The organism is Microcoleus sp. S13_B4 (assembly GCF_036700885.1).
In the GTDB taxonomy this organism is placed as follows: Bacteria; Cyanobacteriota; Cyanobacteriia; order Cyanobacteriales; family Microcoleaceae; genus Microcoleus.
Window position 1 is genome coordinate 22557 of sequence record NZ_JAUBPU010000055.1, and the last position, 18608, is coordinate 41164.

Here is an 18608-nt window from a genome sequence, read left to right on the forward strand (position 1 = left end):
TTTCCCTAGATCCGCCCCGGCTTTTTTTGTTGGGGATTTTTGAGTTTTTTGTTGAAGACATTCGCTGCCATTTAGGAGGGAAATACTAACTTAAACTCAACTTAATTTCCGGTAGCTGACCTCCCCTGTTTTCCTAGTCTAATTAGCACAAAATATGACAAGTAAATTACATAGATTGCTAAACCTATCAGACCCAACAATCCCAAAAATTGAGGGTTTGCCGCAGGGTGAAACATTTGTTTGTACAGCCAAGGTGGATCTAACCAAACGCGGCAAAAAGGTTCATCAATTACCTGAATTTGAGATTTAAAGGCACAGCTTAAGAAGGGAAGTTGAGCTAGTGCGCCCAAACCGCTGTAAACAGTAATCGCCCACCGCCAAGCTGTAAAAGCCAGTTTCAGGGGCGACTGCGGTCGATCGGCAATTTCTTCGTTTAAATCTTCCCAAAACCACAGACTAGCGGGAATTAAGGCCCTCCCAATCACCGACGATACAAAACTCACAGGCAGCGCAGCCATCATCAGGTAAAGTGTAATTGCCAGCAAACTCGCCACTCGCCAATAAATAATCGACAAACGGACGATCGCCTCAGCTTTTGCCACAACAGCCCAAATCAGCACTACCAGCGGGATCGAAATTGTTAATAACACAGACAACCGATAATCCATCCAGACTAGCGGTTGAAACCAAGGCCCGGTGGCTGCCAATAAAAGACTCAACATCTTTGGGAAAATATACTCACTTATTTGTCACAAATTTTACTACAAAAATGCTAAAAAATAGCAGCAACCAGAACAGGGTCTTAATGTTTTAGTTGCTGCTATTTTTTCTAAGGTACTTGGCGCGCTTTGAAGGGTACTTGAGACACGATAGACGGCAATACGCTTGAGTTAAAACTGTTTATTCCTCGAATCTCGCCTTCCCATCCCCCGAACCAAGGCGCACCAGAGCAAATTATTGTCCCCCTTGGTTCGGGGAGTGGGGAGAAGCTGGCTGATTTTAACCGTATTGGGATAGAGGGCAAATCTCGCCATTATTTCAAGGCTCAACCCCAAAAATAAAATTCTCCCGCGCCAAAAGTTAGATTTCGGCGCGGGAGAGAAGGCATAGAGCTAAATGGCTCGTTTATTCCTCGTAGATGCGGCACTCAGCAGCGTCAGGATTGTCGTCGCAAAATTTTTCAAAAGAATTCTTAGGTTTGACTTGCTTTTGGTGGGAAGCTTCTGCTTGCAGTTCTTCAACTGCGTCCCACGCCGCCGCGCATTCCCCGGAAGTGGCGCCCTTGAGGTCACAGACGGTACGAGCGCTTTCTAGTTCTTCTTCAATTTGTTCTTGGATGTTGCTTGCGGGTGTTGTTGTCATAAAGCTTGTTGGTATGAATGTGTAGGAGAATATGGTTGTCCCCGACCTATTTCTAGGTAATGTTAGCACGCCCCTTTGTTTAGTGAGCTTGTTCGGCTAACGGCACGTCCTTAACCCAAATAAAGATGTTTAACCGTTAACGACAGACCAAGGGACTAGCTAAGCATCCGCTTGGTGTCATCACTCAAAAAACGTAGACCTCTAAAGTCTTAGGCTGGTCAACTGTGGTTTAAGTCTTAGGCTCGAAGCGAGCGTGTCTTTAGACCTGGGTCGTTGACCTTATTAAGTAAGAAAGGTTTTCTTTTTGGATGTTAGTTTGGGTTGGATGTGCTGTTTCGGTCTGGCGACCCCAGCTAATAATAGCTTGAGATGCGCTGCTGTTGGAGCAGGCCAGATAGAAACCATCCATAACTGCGATCACAGCCCCTCTCTACTTCCTGCTTTACCCTACCCCGTTGGCGGGGGAAGAGTCCAGAGGCATCAATGTAGGTCGGGCTGACCTTACTTTTGATGAAAACATTACACGAGGTTGGTGTGTCAAACTGTATTGAGCTTTATCTTTTAAGATTTAACTGAACACGGCATTTAACACTAAACAGATTAATGGGACAGTCATGTTAACTTATGTTAACACAAGAAGGGCAATCGAGGGGGAATCGATCGCCCAAGAATACCGTCCCCCCAGCGGCCAGTTCCGGTTAGCCTAATGTATAGAGATAGTTTTATAGAGAAGTTCGCCTTATGTACACCCAAAACCAAATGCAGTGGGTCAGCGCTTTATCAACCCGTCCGTCTTTGGAATCAGCGCTCAAAGAAGTTGTAGAACAAGCCGATCGCGACCTAGAAGGCCCGGCTGATTTAGCGCTGATATTTATCTCGTCTGCCTTTGCCAGCGAGTATTCTCGGCTGATGCCCTTACTCCGAGAACTGCTGCCAGTGCCCGCGATTCTGGGCTGCGGTGGGGGAGGAGTCATCGGCACGAACCGGGGCGGCCTCACCGAAGAAGTCGAGGGATCTCCCGCAGTCAGCCTCAGTCTGGCGCGCTTGCCGGGAGTAAATGTCAGAACTTTTCACGTCGGTGCAGAAGAACTGCCGGACTTAGACAGTCCCCCGGATACTTGGGTGGATCTCTTGGGCGTGCCGGCCCAGGAAGAACCGCAGTTCATCATCTTGGCCGACCCCTTTTCCGCAAAAATTAACGATTTGCTCCAAGGGCTAGATTATGCCTATCCGGGCGCGGCAAAGGTAGGGGGACTCGCCGGGGGGGACGGTGCGGGCAGGGGCGCGGCGCTGTTTTGCGACTATCAGCTTTACCGAGAAGGGACGGTTGGCGTAGCTTTGAGTGGCAATATAGTTTTGGAAACGATCGTAGCTCAAGGCTGTAGGCCGATCGGGCATCCTTATCGGGTGACGGAAGGAGAGCGGAATATTTTGCTGAAGCTCGAAGAACAAACCGACGATAGCGGCAACGGGGGCATCGAGCGATCGCCCTTAGAGGCTTTGCGAGAGTTAGTTCAAACTTTGAGCGAAGAAGACCGAGAATTAGCTCAGCACTCGTTATTTGTAGGCTTAGTCAGCGATGAATTCAAGCTGACATTAGAGCCTGGAGATTTTTTAATCCGCAATCTGTTGGGAGTAGATCCGAAAGTGGGGGCAATTGCGATCGGCGATCGAGTCCGTCCCGGACAGCGCATCCAATTTCACCTGCGGGACGCGCGCACCTCCGCAGAAGACCTAGAAATGCTGCTCGATCGCTATCAGCGGGCTGCCGAGTACAGCGGTACATCTAGCGCCGGCGCATTGATGTTCTCTTGTCTGGGGCGCGGTGAAGGGCTTTACGGCCAGTCGAACTTTGACTCCCGACTGTTTGGTCGATACCTCAAAAACATCCCCCTGAGCGGCTTTTTCTGCAACGGCGAAATCGGCCCCGTCGGCGGCAGCACGTTTCTGCACGGCTACACCTCGGTATTCGGGATTTGCCGCCAAAATTCATAATTTGTGAACTGTTGAGTGTTGACTGTTGACTGATCACTGTTAACTGTTAACAATTGAAGATCTAAAATCTAAAATCTAAAATCTAAAATCTAAAATCTAAAATCGATCGACTGATGACCAATAAATAAAAGCGGCAGTCGCCTGCCGCTTTTACTTGTGAGTAGATATTTGGGAACCTTAGAAACTAAAGGTTGTACGCAGGAGTCCGACCCAGATATCGTCGTTTCTGTTGTTGTGTTCGGGATTCAAAATCACGTAAACGCCCGGTGTCACCGAAATAAAGTCATTGACTTGGAAGCGATAGAAACCCTCTAAGTGATAAGAGGTGTTGCGATTTCTGGCGACATCGCTCTCGGTAACTTTTGGCGGTACACCGAAGACAAAACCGAGGAGGTTGCCTTGCCGGCCAAAATCTGCCAGGGCCAAAGTGAGAGCACCATTCTGGATGGTAGCGTCATTGCCGCCCCCCCGCAGTTGCTCAGCCTTCGTATAACCGTACCAACCGCCAATCTGAAAGCGACTGCTGGGTTTGAAGTTAACTTGCACGCCATAGTTATCTGCTTGAGTGGGTGCTTGACCGAAGGGCCGGTTAGCCAAAGAACTGCCGGTGCCGCCCATGATGCCAACATCGCCTGCGCGATTGTATTTGTGGGTGTAAGTGAAGGCCAAATCAAACGGTTTGCTAAAAAAGCCGATCTGACCCAGAGCGCTGAAAGAACCGTCGGCAACGCCCCTGCCGTTTGCGGGGTTGGGAGCATCGCCGTCGCCGGCAAGATAGCCCCCAGTAGCTCGGAGGGGGCCCAAGTTGAAAGTCACACCTGCGCCAGCTCCCTGCGGCCCGCGGAATACGGCCGGGTTACGAACTCCAAATCTGGAAATTGCACCAGTACCCGTAGAGTTAAAGGGTGTTACCGTGTCTGCAATTTCATCCAGGTCAAGTCCTTTAGGACCGACAAAGACTGTAGCGGCACCGACCGGGAAACGATAGTACACCTCGTCTAGCGAGAATTGGCTGTTATCACCCCCATCAAAGGCTAGGCGAGCCATGTTAGTACCCGTAGCGGTTGCTGCTGAGTAGTTGGCGACGTTGTTTGCTTGCAAGCGGGTTCTGAGCAAGTCTCGACCGGTGAAGCTGGTCAATAAGTTCAAGCGCACCCGGTAGCCGAAGTTGGTGACAGTTTTGTCGTCCTCAAGGCTGAAACCATCTCCGCTGAAGGTGTCGCTAACGGCAAAAACGGCTTCTCCAGCCAATTTGGTGGTGGTGGAGAACTGGTTGGCTTCGAGTTCTGCGGTGCGAGCTTCTAGGCCGTCTACTCGTCCGCGTAGGGTAGCGAGTTCGGCTGCAAATTCTTCTTGCAGGCGTTGCACGATGGCTAAGTCATCTTTGGTAACCAAGTTACCTGTTGACCCAATGAGTTTGGTTATGTTGTCTAAGCAAGCGTTGACGCCGGCTGCAAATTCGTAGCGAGTCAGGGCGCGGTTGCCGCGGTAGGTGCCGTCGGGATAACCTACGATACAACTGTAGCGTTCGACTAGCGATTGCAGGGCTTGGAATGCCCAATCTGTCGGTCGCACGTCAGAGAGCTGAGAGACAGATGTCACCTGGGACATGGTTCCGGATGGTTGAGCCGGAAGCGCTTGGGGAGCCACAGGGACGATCGGGCCGCCCATTCCCGCGGGCGCTGTCTGAGCAATTTCTACCTTAGTAGCTGGGGTAGTTGCGGGGGTGCTGGCGACTGCTGGCGCTTCAATTTTCCCAGCAACTTCTGTCTGGCTGCTTTGCACTGCCAAGTCTGATGCTTGGGGCGAGGGTGCGGCTGTGTCCGCAGCCGCCAGGGGTTCAGTGGCTGTCGCTGTGCTGGCGGGAGCGCTTGGGGCTGCTGACTCGATGTCGCTCCCTGTGGTTGGCTGTGCTGCTGCGCTGGTGTCTGGTTCAATTGATGCCAGTTTTTCAGCGTCTGCGGAGTTGGCGACCGGGGTTTGGGCCACTTCGTCGCTGCTGTTTAAAGCCAGCTTTTCTGGGGCAGCAGGAGCTGCTGCAACTGGTTCTCCAACTATTTCTGCAATTTTTGACTCAGATGACTGAGTTGTAGCTAGCTGGTTGGCTTCAGCGGTTGCTGGAGCTTCTGCTGCGATCGCAGCGACACTGATGACTGATGGTAGCCCCAGAATTGCCGGGGATACTAGGAGTAAATTCCACAAAGTTCTATTCATTTTCCTCACACCTTCACACTCTATTCAACTCGAGCAGCAATTCCCAACTGCTAATTTTTGTGTTTGCTTGCCTGTTGACAATAACTGCCAAAATAGAACCTATCCATAACTGTTGATTCACAGTAGGCGTGTCTACTTCTGCTTGAACGTAGCGGGCTGGGCCCTTGTACCGCCCAGGCATCAATTCAGGTCAAGCCCACATTACCTTACGGTTGATTATACCATCACCTGCTAATTTCATCTCTCGATCGCCAGATTTGCTTGAGTTGCTCTGCAGGTGATCGACCACTGGTTCTACGGGTTCGACCACAATCTCCCTCTAACTGATAACTGCCCCGAGTCCTCGGGTACGCCAGACTTAACAGACAGTTATAGGTAGGATTGTGGCTGCTTGTCGCATCCCTTATACAGCTTTATATCCTATAATGTCAAGCTTTTTAACCTAACTTTAAACGTCGCGACCCGGCAGGGGCTATTTTCCCGCCAAGAGTGGGGAAGTGAGACTTAAAGGCTGGTTGATTGACCCGATCCAAACCAAAGTTCCGGCTTGACCAATTTTGGTTTTTTGATGCCCGCTGCCGTCGGGACTTGCCAGGACGATCGCCGTTTTTGAGACTAACCGTCGGCTGGTTTAATTTCCCGGTATTTTAACACAACTTTTTTGTTGTTAGAGTGCGACTGCAACTGGTGGTGCTGGACTCGCTGTTGGCCTAGGGAAAGCTCACTTGCTTGATAGACCAACTATGCCCAAGATTCCTAGCGGTTTTAACGATGTTTTTGCCTACGGACGATCGCTGGAGTTTAGTGCTAAGCTGGCGAAAATGCAGAACTCAAAAATAGAGCTGCGGTCAGAACAAAAAACCCAAAGGCTGTGGGTGGGCAAGTTAGTAAAATAGTGAGGGTTTATGGAAGATTTTGGTATTATTATTGCCTGCTGCGACCAGGATTATCTGTTTGCTAAGGGTTGCTGTGCTAGCATCCGATATTTCCTGGGAGATGTGCCGATTTGTCTGTTGATTGACGGTACGTTTTCTGTGAGTGCTTTGGAAAAGTCCTACGGAGTGCGAGTGATCGATCGCACAACCGTTTCTAAAGAGGTTCTCAGGAAAAGAAGTTTTGGTTGGGGAAAAACTAAAATGATTGCTTTCTGGGAAAGTCCTTGGTCAAATTTTATGGTTTTAGATGCCGATACGATCGTCTGGGGCGATGTTCTCAAGTTGGCTAACTTTCAAGAATTTGATTTAATTGTAGACAAGCCTTGTTACGATTACTCGGATGCGGATGTTTCGGAATTTTTCTTTGACATTCCGGGCGTTGAAAAGCATTTCCCGAATTTTCGGTGGTCGGAATCGCGATCAAACTATTTCTGCACGGGTACTTTCTTTGCTAAGCGCGGCGTTTTTAGCTTGGAAGAATACGTGGAAATTTTAGATTTTACGGAGGCAAATCCGAAGATATTTAAGTACGGAGAAATGGGGTTTTTGAACTTTATGATTTTCCGGGCGGCGCAAGAAAATCGGCTGCGGGTGCAGAATGTGGATATGCAGTTGTTGGTGCCGGATTTTGACCAGGATTTGCTGAGAAAGCGGTTTCCGGTGGAAGAAAGCGGGCCTGCAGGCGATCGCACTGAGGCGACGGTGATTCACTGGTGCGGGCCAAAGCCAAGTTTATCTAGTGGGAAAGTTTACTCGGAACCGATGAATTTTTGCCGCCGCAAGTGTCAGGAAGATGTGTGGAACCGCACGGGTTTGGCTGCCGAGATGTCGCTGCAAGTTGAGGATTTACAGCGATCGATCTACGTGTATAAGAATAAGTTTAAGAAGAAGTTTCGGCAATTGGCGGGGAAGTAAGTAGAAATTTTTAACCGCAGATGTCAGCGGATGAACGGGGATGCACGCGGATTTGGGCTTACCCTTCGAGGGGTAAAGTGGGCCCGGCTGGGGGTAAAACTTGGCGGTGAACGCTTACTTTGTGACTTTCCCGCTGAGTTTGCATTTCGACGGCGATCGCCTCAAATTCGACTTCCATGCAGCCGTAGGGAATCTCTAACTCGACACTTGCTCGAACATTTCCCAACCCGTTAGATTGAAATTCGGTAATCCAGCGCGGCCCGTCGAGAATCAGGTAGGTTTGTCGATCGTACACCCAAACTTTCACATAAATCCGGGGCATTAATTCCGGCAGTTGCACTTGCACTTTTACAGGCTGGCCCGCGAGGATTTCGGCACGCGGCAATTCCAAAATTGGCATCGGTACTAACTCGTCTTCTGGCAAAACGTAGGGAGTCGGGGGAGTTACTTCTGCTGCGACAGTTGTGGTTTTTTGACCAACTGGTTTCGGTTGGGGGGGCTCGTCAAAAACAACAAATTCTCTGGCTTCCGGGCTAGTGGATTTGAGGTCGGAATTTGTTTCGCTGGTTTCGGCTTGCTGTTGGGTGAAGCTGCTTTCTTCCACAACGGCAATTTCGTCGCTGCTATTGGCGGCGGCTTTTGGAGTTGGTGACAGGGTGGTTGCTTTGAGCCAGTCGGGCGATTCGCCGTTGCTGGCTAAGGAACTCAGTCGCGACCAAAATCGACTTTCGACGTTTAAAGTTTGAAATGCCTGTTTTGTTGGTGCAGGCTGGGTTTCTGGGGCGGTTGTTTCTGGTTGGGGGCTGTTTTCGGGTTTTTGGTCGATCGCCCCTATGTCCCCTGTTTTAGGGGAAGCTGAGATGTCTGAGGGTTTGGTTTGCGGGTCGATCGACTCTGCGACCGTTCGAGGCGAATTGGAGATTTCCGACAGCAATTGCGATCGGCTGCTGTCGGGCAGTTTGTTACCGAAGGCGGGCAGTTCTAGACCGCCTGCACTTGGGGTGTAACGCGAAGCCAGTAGAGGGGGTAGGGCTTCAGTGGTTGGGGGTTCGGCGGGGGAGGGAGGGTCTAAGGATTTTTCTACTAGCTTGAGGAATGATATATTTTTGGCGCTTCCAGACGGTTTTGAGGCTGTTGGGGAGGGCTCGGCTTGATGCTTTTCTTCGATGAAATTGTCTTTAATTTCCTGTAGAAGATGCTCTAAACGAGCTGTAATTGTGAATAGTTTGGTGGCTAGGGTGACGCCGCCGCTGCTGAGAATTGCTTCTCCTAAAATTAGGCGGCTTTTGCACTCGGTTGGAATGTAGGTGACGCAGGCAAAGATGCAGGGGGGAACTTGTTCTGGCATCGGCTGCTGGATTTCTGCGAGAATTTTTGAGGTTTGGGGGTCACGCAGGTAAATTTGTAGTTGTGCTGCACCGATGAGTTTTTTGAGTTCTAGTGCTTCGGATTCGCGGATGAGAGTTGCTGTTTTTCTGGTTTTTTGGGGGGGTTGGGGAATGTCGATTTTGCCGGAAATGATTAAGGGGCGACCGAGTTGGGTGACGAAGGTTTCTTGATCGAGGACGAGTTCGAGTTTGACGCCCGGTTTGGGTTCGGCGCTTTGGGGAATGGGGAATTGGTAGATTTTGGTCTGCTGCGGTGCTGAATCGGCTGCTGGGATTTGGGTTGGTGCGGGGCGATCGACCGGTGCTGCGATTTGTGGGGCTACGCGATCGACCGGTGCTGCGATTTGTGGGGCTGCGGGGGAAGTTGCCGGTTCGGTTTGGTCGATCGGCGGTAGGGGTTCGGAGGTTTCCGATTCTGCGGGCAATACTTCCAACTGAACGCCGTACTGCCAAGGTTTTAGTGGTGTTGCTTGGGGATCTGGCAAGCAGGAGAGTTCCCACAGTCCGGGTTTGAGCCTGGTGTAGGGAATGATCACGACTAATCCTTCGGGGTTGGTGCGGGCCGATCGGCTTTGGACTTTCCGCTGCGCCCCTGGGTCGAAGGAAGTATGGGTAACGCGAATTTCGATGTCGGTGTTGGGGTGCTGAATGCGAGCAACGACACGGTATTTACCTTCTAGAATTTCCACGTCGGAGGTTTCTAGGGGCAACCAGGCGCGATCGCCTTCTTTTTGTAGCAAAAATTCTAGTTTTTTCATCTTTCTTTCCCCTTGAAGGCTCCCGCTTGATTCGTCACAGCTTGGCAGCGGGCTGTTGAGCGACAGCTACAGGCATTGAATTACTTTATGTTTTATAGCGTATCATCACTCTCAGTCAAGAGGCCCACTTACCAAGGACTGCCTATCATGCTGAATGCTGCCCAATAATACGGATGGGATAAATCTTTGCTGTCGAGTTTGGGGATGGACGGGGGCAAGGGAATGTCGCCTCGGGAACTTCGCAGTTGACCGCGTTCGATCGTCACTTTGCCTTCGATCTCCGCAATTTGTGCTTGCCTGAGAGCTTCCGCTTTAATGATTGGAGGGTTTTGTGGCCTGCTGATTTTTAACTGCTGGTAAAACTCTGTCATCAGGGCGAGAGTCCCCGCATCGCTGACGTACCACAGGCTGGCGAGGGCTGATTTTGCTCCCGATTGCAGTGCTAAACCGGCAAATCCGAGTTCTGCTTCTTTGTCTCCCAAGGCGGTTCTACAGGCGCTTAATACTAACAGTTCAAGAGGCGGATTGTTCCATTTTAATTCTCTCATTTGATCGAGGCGCAGTTGGGTATCCCAAAATTGAATGTAGGAGTTATTTGGGGTTCCGGGGCGGAATTCGGCGTGGGTGGCAAGGTGGATGATTCCGTATCTTTGTTGCAGTCGCTGGGATTGCAAGTTTACTATGGTGAAATCTTCGTTGAGAAAGGATTGACCGGGCCACTGTCGGGCGATTGCCCCCAATTCTAACGGCACTGCTGGCAGCGGTTCTTTGTTGGCTGTTTCTGAAAAATTTGATGCTCCCATTGCTAAGACTTGCACATTTCTGAGGTCGGTGTAATTGCTGTCTGTGAGTTTGAATGCGGGGATGCGAGCGAGGCTGTATTTTTGGATCAGAAATTGCTGTCCGTCGTGCATGGCTGCTAGGGGTACAGTTCGCAAACCTGCGCCGACGCAGAACAGCAAGGTTTCAATTTTTGCTGTTTGCAAATCTGTTTCTAGGGGTGCAATTATCCATTTGTAGAGTTGTTGGGCTGGTTCTAGATAGCTGGTGGTGTTGATTTTTACGGGGTTGGTGATTTCGCTGCTGAATTCTTGGACTACGGAGAGGAGTTTCTCTTGTTTGGCTTCCGGGACGCTGCGGAGAATGGGCGGGCGATCGGGCAATATTAAGATTAATTCTAGTTGGTCGGTACGCGGGATAGCGTAAATTAAAGCGGGTTTTTTCTTAGTTTGAACTGCTAGGCGGGAGAGAGTTTTTGATATTGCTTCGGCGGTTTTGGCACGGGTCTCAAAGTCTTGTTCAAAGTATTTTTGATAGTCTTGTTCCCAGTTTTCTTCGATTCTGGTTACGGCTTCGGTGAGGTTGCCGCGATCGAGCAAATTTCTCATTTCTTGCCCGTTAAGCCCGCCCTGGCCTGTGTTTTGGGCAATTGTAGCGAGGTTCGCTGTACTCCAGCAGAAAAATATTGCTGTCAAACAGTAAAAAATAGCTTGTTTAATTTTTTTATAAGTCGTGTGTTTTTGGCGTTGCTGCGGGGATTTGTAGTGCATGGTTTTGGGGCGGTTGAGGGCGCCGTTGGCGGCAGCAGTTAGCAAAAGTTGGGATGTGGGTGGGAATTTTGACTGTGCTGGCGATCGCCGCACTATTATAGCATTCAAGGCAAACCGCAAATCTCTACCGTAGGGTGTGGACACCAGCACCAACAGAGTCCCCACACCAAGAAATTCGCGATTTAGGTAAAAGTTTGTAAATTATGCAGGGTTTTTGCATAAACAGGGCTTACGCAAAAACCCGGTTTCTTCACCTAAGTCCTGTTTTATACATAGCAGGCAGGTACATTTAATCGGCATTACCTATACGGGCGTCTTTGATTTTTTGCGACACATCCCCATGGCTCAGTTTTCATAGGGCTTTGTCTGGGTATTAAGTGAGGAATATCTTGCATCTATTGCCGATATATTGAGTTACCTCAGTAAAGATACTCTCTGTATTTACTTATTGTAAAGTAGTTGTTTTTTTTTGCGTCAACTTAGTTAAATATCGACTGATTAATTGTTTGAACTCAGATATCTGACGGGTAATTTCGTACAATTCGCCGAGACTGCCTTTGGCCTAAGAATTGGCGTGAAAATCTCCTAGTTTTTTAGCATTGTTGGCGGGGGTTGCCAAGAGTTGAGCAACATAAATAAAAAGACTTAATTATTTAGAGGATTTTACGCTATGCGGTGGATGCTTTTTCCTTGTTTATTCTTTGTTCTCTCCTAGATAACTAAAGCCTTGTTCCTTCCGCTATACATTGTGTGCGATCGAACTTGACACGGTGCGATCGCGATCGGACGGGGAAATGTGTCTTAGTATTTCTTCACACATCCTGCTTTGGGTCTATGATAGATGCCTTATGGCGTATTTGTGTTTAAAGCCCGTTACCGCGTACCGCTGATGAGTCAATCAACCAATTCACCGCTATCCCAACCAGTTTCTCGACGCACCGCCCTCAAATTCCTCGGAGTTGGTGCCGCCGGCGGGCTGCTGGGCTACTCTCGATTTTCCAAGCCAGAACCCACCATTTTTGTGCAAGATTCTCTTGACTTGCCACGAATGCTGAATAACCGCAAAACCGTTGCAGTTGTGGGGGCAGGCTTGGCCGGGCTCGCCTGTGCTTACGAACTCTCCCAGCGGGGTTTCGCCGTAACATTACTCGACAAATCGCCCCAACTCGGCGGCAAAATTGCTAGTTGGCCGATACAAGTCGGGAACGAAACTTTTATGATGGAACATGGTTTCCACGGTTTTTTCCCGCAATACTACAACCTCAAAAGTGTGGTTGAAGAACTAGAAATTACTGATAACTTTGTATCTTTAGAATCCTACGCCGTTCTGTTTCGAGACGGCAAATACAAACCCGAAGTTTTCCGTCCCAACCATTCAGCTTTTCCCTGGAATATAGTTGATTTGGGGATATCTTCTCCCAATCGGCTCAAGTGGGGAATCAATCTCACAAAACCCTCTCACTGGCAAGTGTTTCGAGAAATCGGCGGTTTTCAGACTAAAAAAACTTTCGATCGCCTCGACAATATATCAGTTGCCGACTGGGTAAAAGGTGAATTTCCGCGCGGACTTTATGACTTATATTTTCTGCCTTTTGCTAAGTCCAGCCTCAACGCTCCCGACGAATTGAGCGCGGGAGAATTAATGCAATTTTTCCACTTTTACTTTTTCGGAAATCCAGAGGGTTTGGCCTTCAACGGTACGCGGCAAGATATGGGTACGAGTTTGGTGCAGCCTATTGCCAAAGCCATTGAAAGCAAAGGCGGCAAAGTATTGACAGATGTCGCCGTCAGTGACATTCGCTGGGAAAACGGTCAGATTGATTCTTTGACTTACCAGTCGGGAGATGTGCAAAGTAAAATACCTTTTTGGGTGAAGCGAAACGCGCTGTTAACTGACAGCAACTCTACCGAATATTTCGGCGCTGGAGACAGCGTATTTGCCGCCGCACCATCCGGGAATGAGGCAATTTCTCTGAGCTGCACTCACCAAGGCTGCACAGTTCAGAAACAGAACGACGGTCAATTTCACTGTCCTTGTCACGGGGCAGTTTTTGATGCCGAAGGGCGAGTGGTGAACGGGCCGGCTCAGCGGGATTTGCCTCGATTTAAGGTAGTCGATGAAAAAGCCGATGAAATACAGTTAGCAGCAGCGGTTAACCAATCGCCGCCGCAAAAATTGGGAGAAACATTGAAGGCTGATTACTATGTTTTGGCGGCAGATGTTCCGGGGATGCAGCATTTGTTTAGTTTAGCCAGCGGTGAGGTGAATCCGCAGGTGCAGAGTCGGATCGAGAGCTTGAAAATAGCCGATCCGTTTGCGGTGGGTCGTTTTTGGTTCGATCGCGAATTTCCCTGGGAACACAGCAATTTCAGTTCGCTTTCCGGCTACAAACTGACTGACAGCATTACGCTTTACCACCGAATTCAGGATCAGTTCATCGAGTGGAATCAGAAAACTGGCGGTAGTGTAGTGGAACTGCACGCTTATTGTTACAAGGAAAAGGAATTTCCTAACCAGGAAGTTTTACTGGCTACTTTTGAGCAAGAATTGTACGAAATTGTACCGGAATTAAAAGAGGCAAATATGCTGCACCGGGAATTGGTAAATCAAAAGAATTTCTCGGGATATCCGCCCGGTAGTTATGCGGAACGCCCGGAGACTTGCTGCGCTGTTCCCAATCTTTTGTTTGCGGGAGATTGGGTAAAAATGCCGTTTCCTTGCGGTTTAATGGAAAGGGCAGTGAGCAGCGGTTTGTTGGCAGCTAATGCTATTTTATACCAGGAGGGTTTGCAGAGGCGATCGCTCTTGACGGTGAATCCCGAAGGCGTGTTAAAAATCTAAGGTTTGCAGCGGGGTGGGTTTTATAAATCGTCAATTATCGGCGGCTATTCTCGGTGAAACCCGCCCCCAGCCCTACTTTTTGAGATTTGAGATTCTAATAATTGTGAATGACTGATTTAATAAGGGTTTGGAGGTTTGCTACAGTTGCATTCTTTTTTTAAGATAAGTTATGGTTTGTGGGTGTGGTTTCGGTGAAAAGAAAAAGCAGAGCTTGGAAAAAAAATATCTACGTTGAGGGGGGTGGATATGCGGTTAAAATATTATTGAATGAGTATAAAGCAATAATAGATGCTGAATAGTAACTGCAAAATTCGCAATAAATCTGTAACGTTTGATGCTTTTGCAACAGAATACGATTTCGCGGCCACTTTGCAAAACCAGAACGATTTCTTTATTAACAACCTATCGGCCAGCAAAGGTGCAGCATTAGATATTGGCTGCGGTTCGGGAATTCTTGCTTTTGAATTAGCCCAGTATTACGATAATGTTATCGCCGTCGATTCGTCAGCAAAAATGCTCGCGATTGCCAGTCAAAAACGTTCAGCCCCCAATATCGAATATATCCAAATGGATGCCAATCAATTAGCGCTAGATCGCCAATTTGATTTAATAGTTAGTGCTGCTACTCTTCACCACCTACCAAACCTCCCCGCCGCCCTTGATGCAATTAAAAAAATGTTAAAACCGCACGGAAAAATCGTCTTTTTAGATAATATTTCGGAAGTGGAAACACCTGCTACAATAGGCTACATATTAGGTGCAGCGAGAGACTTTAGACCCGACTGTTCCACCTACGGATTTCGCAAGGCTTTAAGATTATTAAAATTTCGATTGTCGCCGGGCTGGTTGAAGCATTTAGCTAGCGATAGGTATTTGTCAGAACGGAGATTTAGAAAAATTTACGGTCGTTGCTTTCCGGGCTGTTATTTTGTAAAATTGGGTTGTTTTATGGGCGTAATTTGGGAACATTTGTAATGCAAAACAACGCGATAAAATCGGGTTCTGTAAGGGGAGAAAAAACTCACATCCGCGAGTTGGGCATTAATCTCGATCGCTGGTATGCCATCGCCCGCAGCACCTCGGTGCAAACTCAGCCCGTCGCTGCGAAAATCTGGAATCGGGCGATCGTACTTTTCCGCGACAGTGCAGGCAAAATCAACGCTTTAGAAGATAGATGTCCGCACCGACAAGTTAAACTCAGCCACGGTCAAGTTAAAGGCGATTTAATCGAATGTGCCTACCACGGATGGCGGTTAAATGCAAGGGGAGAATGCGCCGAAGTCGATTATTTAGCAGAAAATCAAAAGCTACCTAGCTGCAAAATTCGCTCCTATCCAGCAAAGGAACAAAACGGTTTTATCTGGCTGTTCCCCGGCGACGAAACGCAAGCCAAAAAAATAGATTTATTGGATTTGCCCGAGTGGGAACATCTCAATTATATTGCCACAGTTTCAGTCATCGACTGTCAGGCACACTATTCATTTTTAATTGAAAATTTGATGGATATGTACCACGGACACTTGCACGATGATTGGCAAGCTTGGGCAAATCCGGTGTTAGATACTTTAGAAGAAAACGAGCATCAAGTAACTGCTCGCTATCAGGCACAAAGTTATTACAAAATAGATAAAATTTGGTCAATTTCTCAGTTATTTTTTAAATCTCTGCGCCGACTGCACCCGGAACCGCTAGAGGTGAGTTATGTTTACCCGCACTGGGTTTCAACTTTGGGGAGCGACTTTAAGATTTACTGCTTGGTTTGTCCGGTGAGCGAGACAGCAACTCGCGCTTATTTAATTCATTTTACCTCATTAAATGCGTTTTGGCGGCTGCACAAATTGCCTGTTTGGTTTCGCAAGTTTATCAAAGATAGTTGTTTCGGTGCTGCTCAAAAGTTATTAGATGGTTTGGTGCGGCAGGATGTGTTAATGATTGAAGAAGAACAACAGGCTTTCTTGCAGAATGCAGAAAGAAAGAGTTATGAATTAAATCGGGCTTTAGCCAGCGTGCAAAAGTTGATAAGAAGTCAGGCAGAAAATGGATAATTCAGCGGCAGAGTGAAGCCTACAGCGGGACGAGTGAAACCAGCCTGCACAGGCTAAGTTGAGAGTTCGCCTTTCCAAGCTTGAGCATGGTATTCTAGCAACAGGAAAAATGGACTTTCGGGAAGCAATTATCAACCACACCTAACATAGGAACCAAGCATGAACCGTGTCAGCATCAAGGGTGAGGAACACCCCATTAGGAAAATCTTTAGCGATGACTTTATGTTCACCATTCCCCTCTACCAGCGTCCTTATGCTTGGACAAATGAGCAAGCTGGAGAACTGCTGGAAGACCTGCTAATATCATTGGGAGATGGTAACGACACAATTGATAAACTCAACCCGTACTTTCTAGGCAGCATTGTTTTGATCAAATCTGGGCCGCCAGATGCTGAAATTGTAGATGGTCAGCAACGTCTAACAACTCTCACCATACTACTAGCTGCTCTCAGGGCATCATTGCCAACAGAACACGCCAATGACTTGACCACTTATCTATACCAAAAAGGCAGCTTAATCGCGGGCATACATAATCGTTACCGTCTGACTTTGCGCGAGCGAGATACAGAATTTTTCAAGGAATATATTCAACATGAAGGTGGTATTAACAAGCTCACAAAATTGAACAATGCTGAGCTAATGGATACTCAGAAGCTTATTAAAGAAAATGCACATTTATTCTTGCAACGTTTGCAGACTATCGCCGAATCCCACCGTATACGTCTTGCCCAGTTCCTGATTACCCAGTGCTTCTTGGTAGTGGTTTCTACGCCTGACTTTGACTCTGCCTATCGGATATTTTCTGTGTTGAACAACAGGGGATTGGATCTCTCCATAACTGATATCTTGAAAGCGGACATTATCGGAAAAATACCCGAAAGCCAACAAGAAAAATATACTAAAAAGTGGGAAGATACCGAGGAGAATCTGGGACGCGAGTTATTCAAAGACTTGTTTTCTCATATTCGGATGATTAAGGAAAAGAAAAAACTTAGCAAGAGTATCCTTAAAGAGTTTCAGGAAAACATCAATCCTGCGGCTGGGCCTCAGCAATTCATTGATGAAATTTTAGCTCCTTATGCTAAGGCTTTTTCGGAAATTCAGAACTCAACCTATGAAAGCGAGGCGCGTGCAGAGGAAATTAATCAACTATTTAAATGGCTAAACAAAATTAATAATTTTGACTGGATACCACCTGCCGTTCTCTACCTATCTCGCAACCGTAATAATCCCGATAATTTGGTGCGTTTCTTTATAGCTTTAGACCGCCTTGCCGCAGGTTTAATGATTGTCCGCGCTAATATCAATGAGCGCATTGAACGTTACAGCAGATTGCTTACTGCTATTGAGCAAGAGGAAGATTTATTCAATTCCTATTCACCGCTCCAGTTTACTCCTGAAGAGTCAAACAATATCCTTAGAGTCCTCGATAGTGACCTTTACCTAATTCAAAAAATTCGTAGTTATGTTTTGCTGCGCTTAGATGCTGCTCTGTCAGAAGGTGAAGCATCTTACAACTTCTCCAACATTACTGTCGAGCACGTACTTCCCCAGAATCCAGGTGCTAATAGTGAGTGGGTGAAGTGGTTTCCTAGTCAGGAAGAACGCGATCAATATGTGCATCGTCTTGGCAACTTAGTTTTACTATCTCGTGCGAAAAACAATCTGGCACAAAATTATGATTTTGATGTGAAAAAACAGAAGTATTTCACCACTAAAACAGGTGTTTCACCCTTTGCACTTACTACCCAAGTGCTGCGGGAACAGGAATGGACGCCAGAAGTAATCGCTCGACGGCAGAAAGAGCTAATTAATGTTCTCAAGAATCTTTGGCGCTTATAGGATAATTGAATTTGATATCAAATCGCTCTTATCTGTCCACCAGCACAAAACCATCTGGGTCCATCTGCGGTCAAAAAAATCTAAATTCCGCCAGCACAAACCTTACTTTTTAGGCCGCTGCTGCTGGTAAACTTTGACAACTTTCTCCGCAAAAGTAGCAGTTGCGCCGCTTTTGCAAGCTGCGGAGTCCCCTGTCATCCACCAGCAAGCGGCACGGCGTACAGCCGTTAATTCATTGTTGCTGCTAGCTTTGTATTCGTCGCGCAGCAAATCGCCCACGATACAGGTAACAATTGATTTGGCTTTTGTCGCGTCGGCCTCAAATTGTTGGGGTGTTAAATCTTGTTTGGTACAGAATTTTGCCCAACGGGAAATATTGTTCGGTAAAACTTGCCACTGACTGTACATTCCGTCATTTGCGGTTTGAGGCGGCGCGGCTTGTCGTAGCGCTTCTACGAGGGCGGAAACTTGCGCGTCGGTGACTGATTGCGCTGCGGCTGGAAGTGTTTGCAATCCAAGGCTAATTATCAGGCTGCCGAATAGTAGATTGGTTTTTGCGATCGATTTAAAATTCATTCACAATGCCCTGTTTTAATCAAAGTTTCCTGCAACAAACTTTACTTTAAAATGGCTCGAATACCTCTGTCTTAAGTATGATTTGCTTGTTGAATGCAGTGTCGATCGCCTGACGGGGTGACAACAAGAGTCAAAACATTGATAGAATGAAGGACATAGCCCTTAGACCCCTCTGAAAGAATGGTA

General features: G+C 47.8%; 13 protein-coding genes. 7 read left to right on the forward strand and 6 right to left on the reverse strand.

Translation table 11 applies throughout. From position 1 onward, the window contains the following. Positions 1-101 precede the first annotated feature (101 nt). Positions 102-722 carry a DUF3177 family protein gene (locus tag QT994_RS22000; protein WP_333045632.1) on the reverse strand — a complete coding sequence of 207 codons (621 nt, stop codon included), beginning with the start codon at positions 720-722 and terminating at the stop codon, positions 102-104. 403 nt (positions 723-1125) lie between these two features. Next, the gene (locus QT994_RS22005) at positions 1126-1362 is read right to left on the reverse strand and encodes a Calvin cycle protein CP12 (RefSeq protein ID WP_333045631.1); all 237 of its coding nucleotides are present in this window, start codon (positions 1360-1362) and stop codon (positions 1126-1128) included. Between the two features lie 741 nt (positions 1363-2103). Between QT994_RS22005 and QT994_RS22010 the strand changes: the two genes are divergently transcribed. Continuing rightward, positions 2104-3357, forward strand: a complete 1254-nt coding sequence (locus QT994_RS22010; protein ID WP_333178134.1) for an FIST N-terminal domain-containing protein — start codon at positions 2104-2106, stop codon at positions 3355-3357. Positions 3358-3534: 177 nt separating this feature from the next. Here the strand turns inward: QT994_RS22010 and QT994_RS22015 are convergent, their stop codons facing one another. Next, positions 3535-5571 (reverse strand): iron uptake porin, encoded by a 2037-nt coding sequence (locus QT994_RS22015; RefSeq protein ID WP_333178137.1) that lies wholly within the window; start codon positions 5569-5571, stop codon positions 3535-3537. A 743-nt stretch (positions 5572-6314) separates the two neighbouring features. Between QT994_RS22015 and QT994_RS22020 the strand changes: the two genes are divergently transcribed. Further along, a complete protein-coding gene (locus QT994_RS22020; protein WP_333178138.1) occupies positions 6315-6467 on the forward strand; it encodes a hypothetical protein in 153 nt (50 codons plus the stop codon). Between the two features lie 9 nt (positions 6468-6476). After that, complete coding sequence (locus QT994_RS22025) at positions 6477-7421, forward strand: hypothetical protein (RefSeq protein WP_333045626.1); 945 nt, start codon at positions 6477-6479, stop codon at positions 7419-7421. Between the two features lie 58 nt (positions 7422-7479). Here QT994_RS22025 and QT994_RS22030 read toward each other — a convergent pair whose 3' ends face one another. Together QT994_RS22030 and QT994_RS22035 are read right to left on the reverse strand one after the other, a co-directional pair. Continuing rightward, entirely contained in the window at positions 7480-9567 is a 2088-nt protein-coding gene (locus QT994_RS22030) for a hypothetical protein (RefSeq protein WP_333178141.1), read from the reverse strand. A 128-nt stretch (positions 9568-9695) separates the two neighbouring features. Continuing rightward, entirely contained in the window at positions 9696-11267 is a 1572-nt protein-coding gene (locus QT994_RS22035; RefSeq protein ID WP_445243936.1) for a CHAT domain-containing protein, read from the reverse strand. A gap of 691 nt (positions 11268-11958) precedes the next feature. On the opposite strand from QT994_RS22035, the gene QT994_RS22040 reads away from it, so the two are divergent. The 4 genes from QT994_RS22040 to QT994_RS22055 all read left to right on the forward strand — a co-directional run bounded on the left by QT994_RS22040 (position 11959) and on the right by QT994_RS22055 (position 17846). Continuing rightward, positions 11959-13959 carry an FAD-dependent oxidoreductase gene (locus QT994_RS22040; protein WP_445243935.1) on the forward strand — a complete coding sequence of 667 codons (2001 nt, stop codon included), beginning with the start codon at positions 11959-11961 and terminating at the stop codon, positions 13957-13959. A gap of 288 nt (positions 13960-14247) precedes the next feature. Beyond that, positions 14248-14934 carry a methyltransferase domain-containing protein gene (locus QT994_RS22045; RefSeq protein ID WP_333178145.1) on the forward strand — a complete coding sequence of 229 codons (687 nt, stop codon included), beginning with the start codon at positions 14248-14250 and terminating at the stop codon, positions 14932-14934. Beyond that, complete coding sequence (locus QT994_RS22050; protein ID WP_333178147.1) at positions 14934-16004, forward strand: aromatic ring-hydroxylating dioxygenase subunit alpha; 1071 nt, start codon at positions 14934-14936, stop codon at positions 16002-16004. The genes QT994_RS22045 and QT994_RS22050 overlap by 1 nt, the downstream gene beginning before the upstream one ends. Positions 16005-16163: 159 nt before the next feature. Continuing rightward, complete coding sequence (locus tag QT994_RS22055) at positions 16164-17846, forward strand: DUF262 domain-containing HNH endonuclease family protein (protein ID WP_333178148.1); 1683 nt, start codon at positions 16164-16166, stop codon at positions 17844-17846. Positions 17847-17948: 102 nt separating this feature from the next. On the opposite strand, the gene QT994_RS22060 is transcribed toward QT994_RS22055, so the two are convergent. Then, positions 17949-18422, reverse strand: coding sequence for a hypothetical protein (locus QT994_RS22060; protein WP_333178151.1), 474 nt, complete (start codon positions 18420-18422; stop codon positions 17949-17951). Between the last annotated feature and the right edge of the window lie 186 nt (positions 18423-18608).

Bases quoted from the DNA above. Each gene is read 5' to 3' on its own strand.
- QT994_RS22000 (WP_333045632.1), bottom strand. From the start codon at position 722: ATGTTGAGTCTTTTATTGGCAGCCACCGGGCCTTGGTTTCAACCGCTA.
- QT994_RS22005 (WP_333045631.1), bottom strand. From the start codon at position 1,362: ATGACAACAACACCCGCAAGCAACATCCAAGAACAAATTGAAGAAGAA.
- QT994_RS22010 (WP_333178134.1), top strand. From the start codon at position 2,104: ATGTACACCCAAAACCAAATGCAGTGGGTCAGCGCTTTATCAACCCGT.
- QT994_RS22015 (WP_333178137.1), bottom strand. From the start codon at position 5,571: ATGAATAGAACTTTGTGGAATTTACTCCTAGTATCCCCGGCAATTCTG.
- QT994_RS22020 (WP_333178138.1), top strand. From the start codon at position 6,315: ATGCCCAAGATTCCTAGCGGTTTTAACGATGTTTTTGCCTACGGACGA.
- QT994_RS22025 (WP_333045626.1), top strand. From the start codon at position 6,477: ATGGAAGATTTTGGTATTATTATTGCCTGCTGCGACCAGGATTATCTG.
- QT994_RS22030 (WP_333178141.1), bottom strand. From the start codon at position 9,567: ATGAAAAAACTAGAATTTTTGCTACAAAAAGAAGGCGATCGCGCCTGG.
- QT994_RS22040 (WP_445243935.1), top strand. From the start codon at position 11,959: ATGCCTTATGGCGTATTTGTGTTTAAAGCCCGTTACCGCGTACCGCTG.
- QT994_RS22045 (WP_333178145.1), top strand. From the start codon at position 14,248: ATGCTGAATAGTAACTGCAAAATTCGCAATAAATCTGTAACGTTTGAT.
- QT994_RS22050 (WP_333178147.1), top strand. From the start codon at position 14,934: ATGCAAAACAACGCGATAAAATCGGGTTCTGTAAGGGGAGAAAAAACT.
- QT994_RS22055 (WP_333178148.1), top strand. From the start codon at position 16,164: ATGAACCGTGTCAGCATCAAGGGTGAGGAACACCCCATTAGGAAAATC.
- QT994_RS22060 (WP_333178151.1), bottom strand. From the start codon at position 18,422: ATGAATTTTAAATCGATCGCAAAAACCAATCTACTATTCGGCAGCCTG.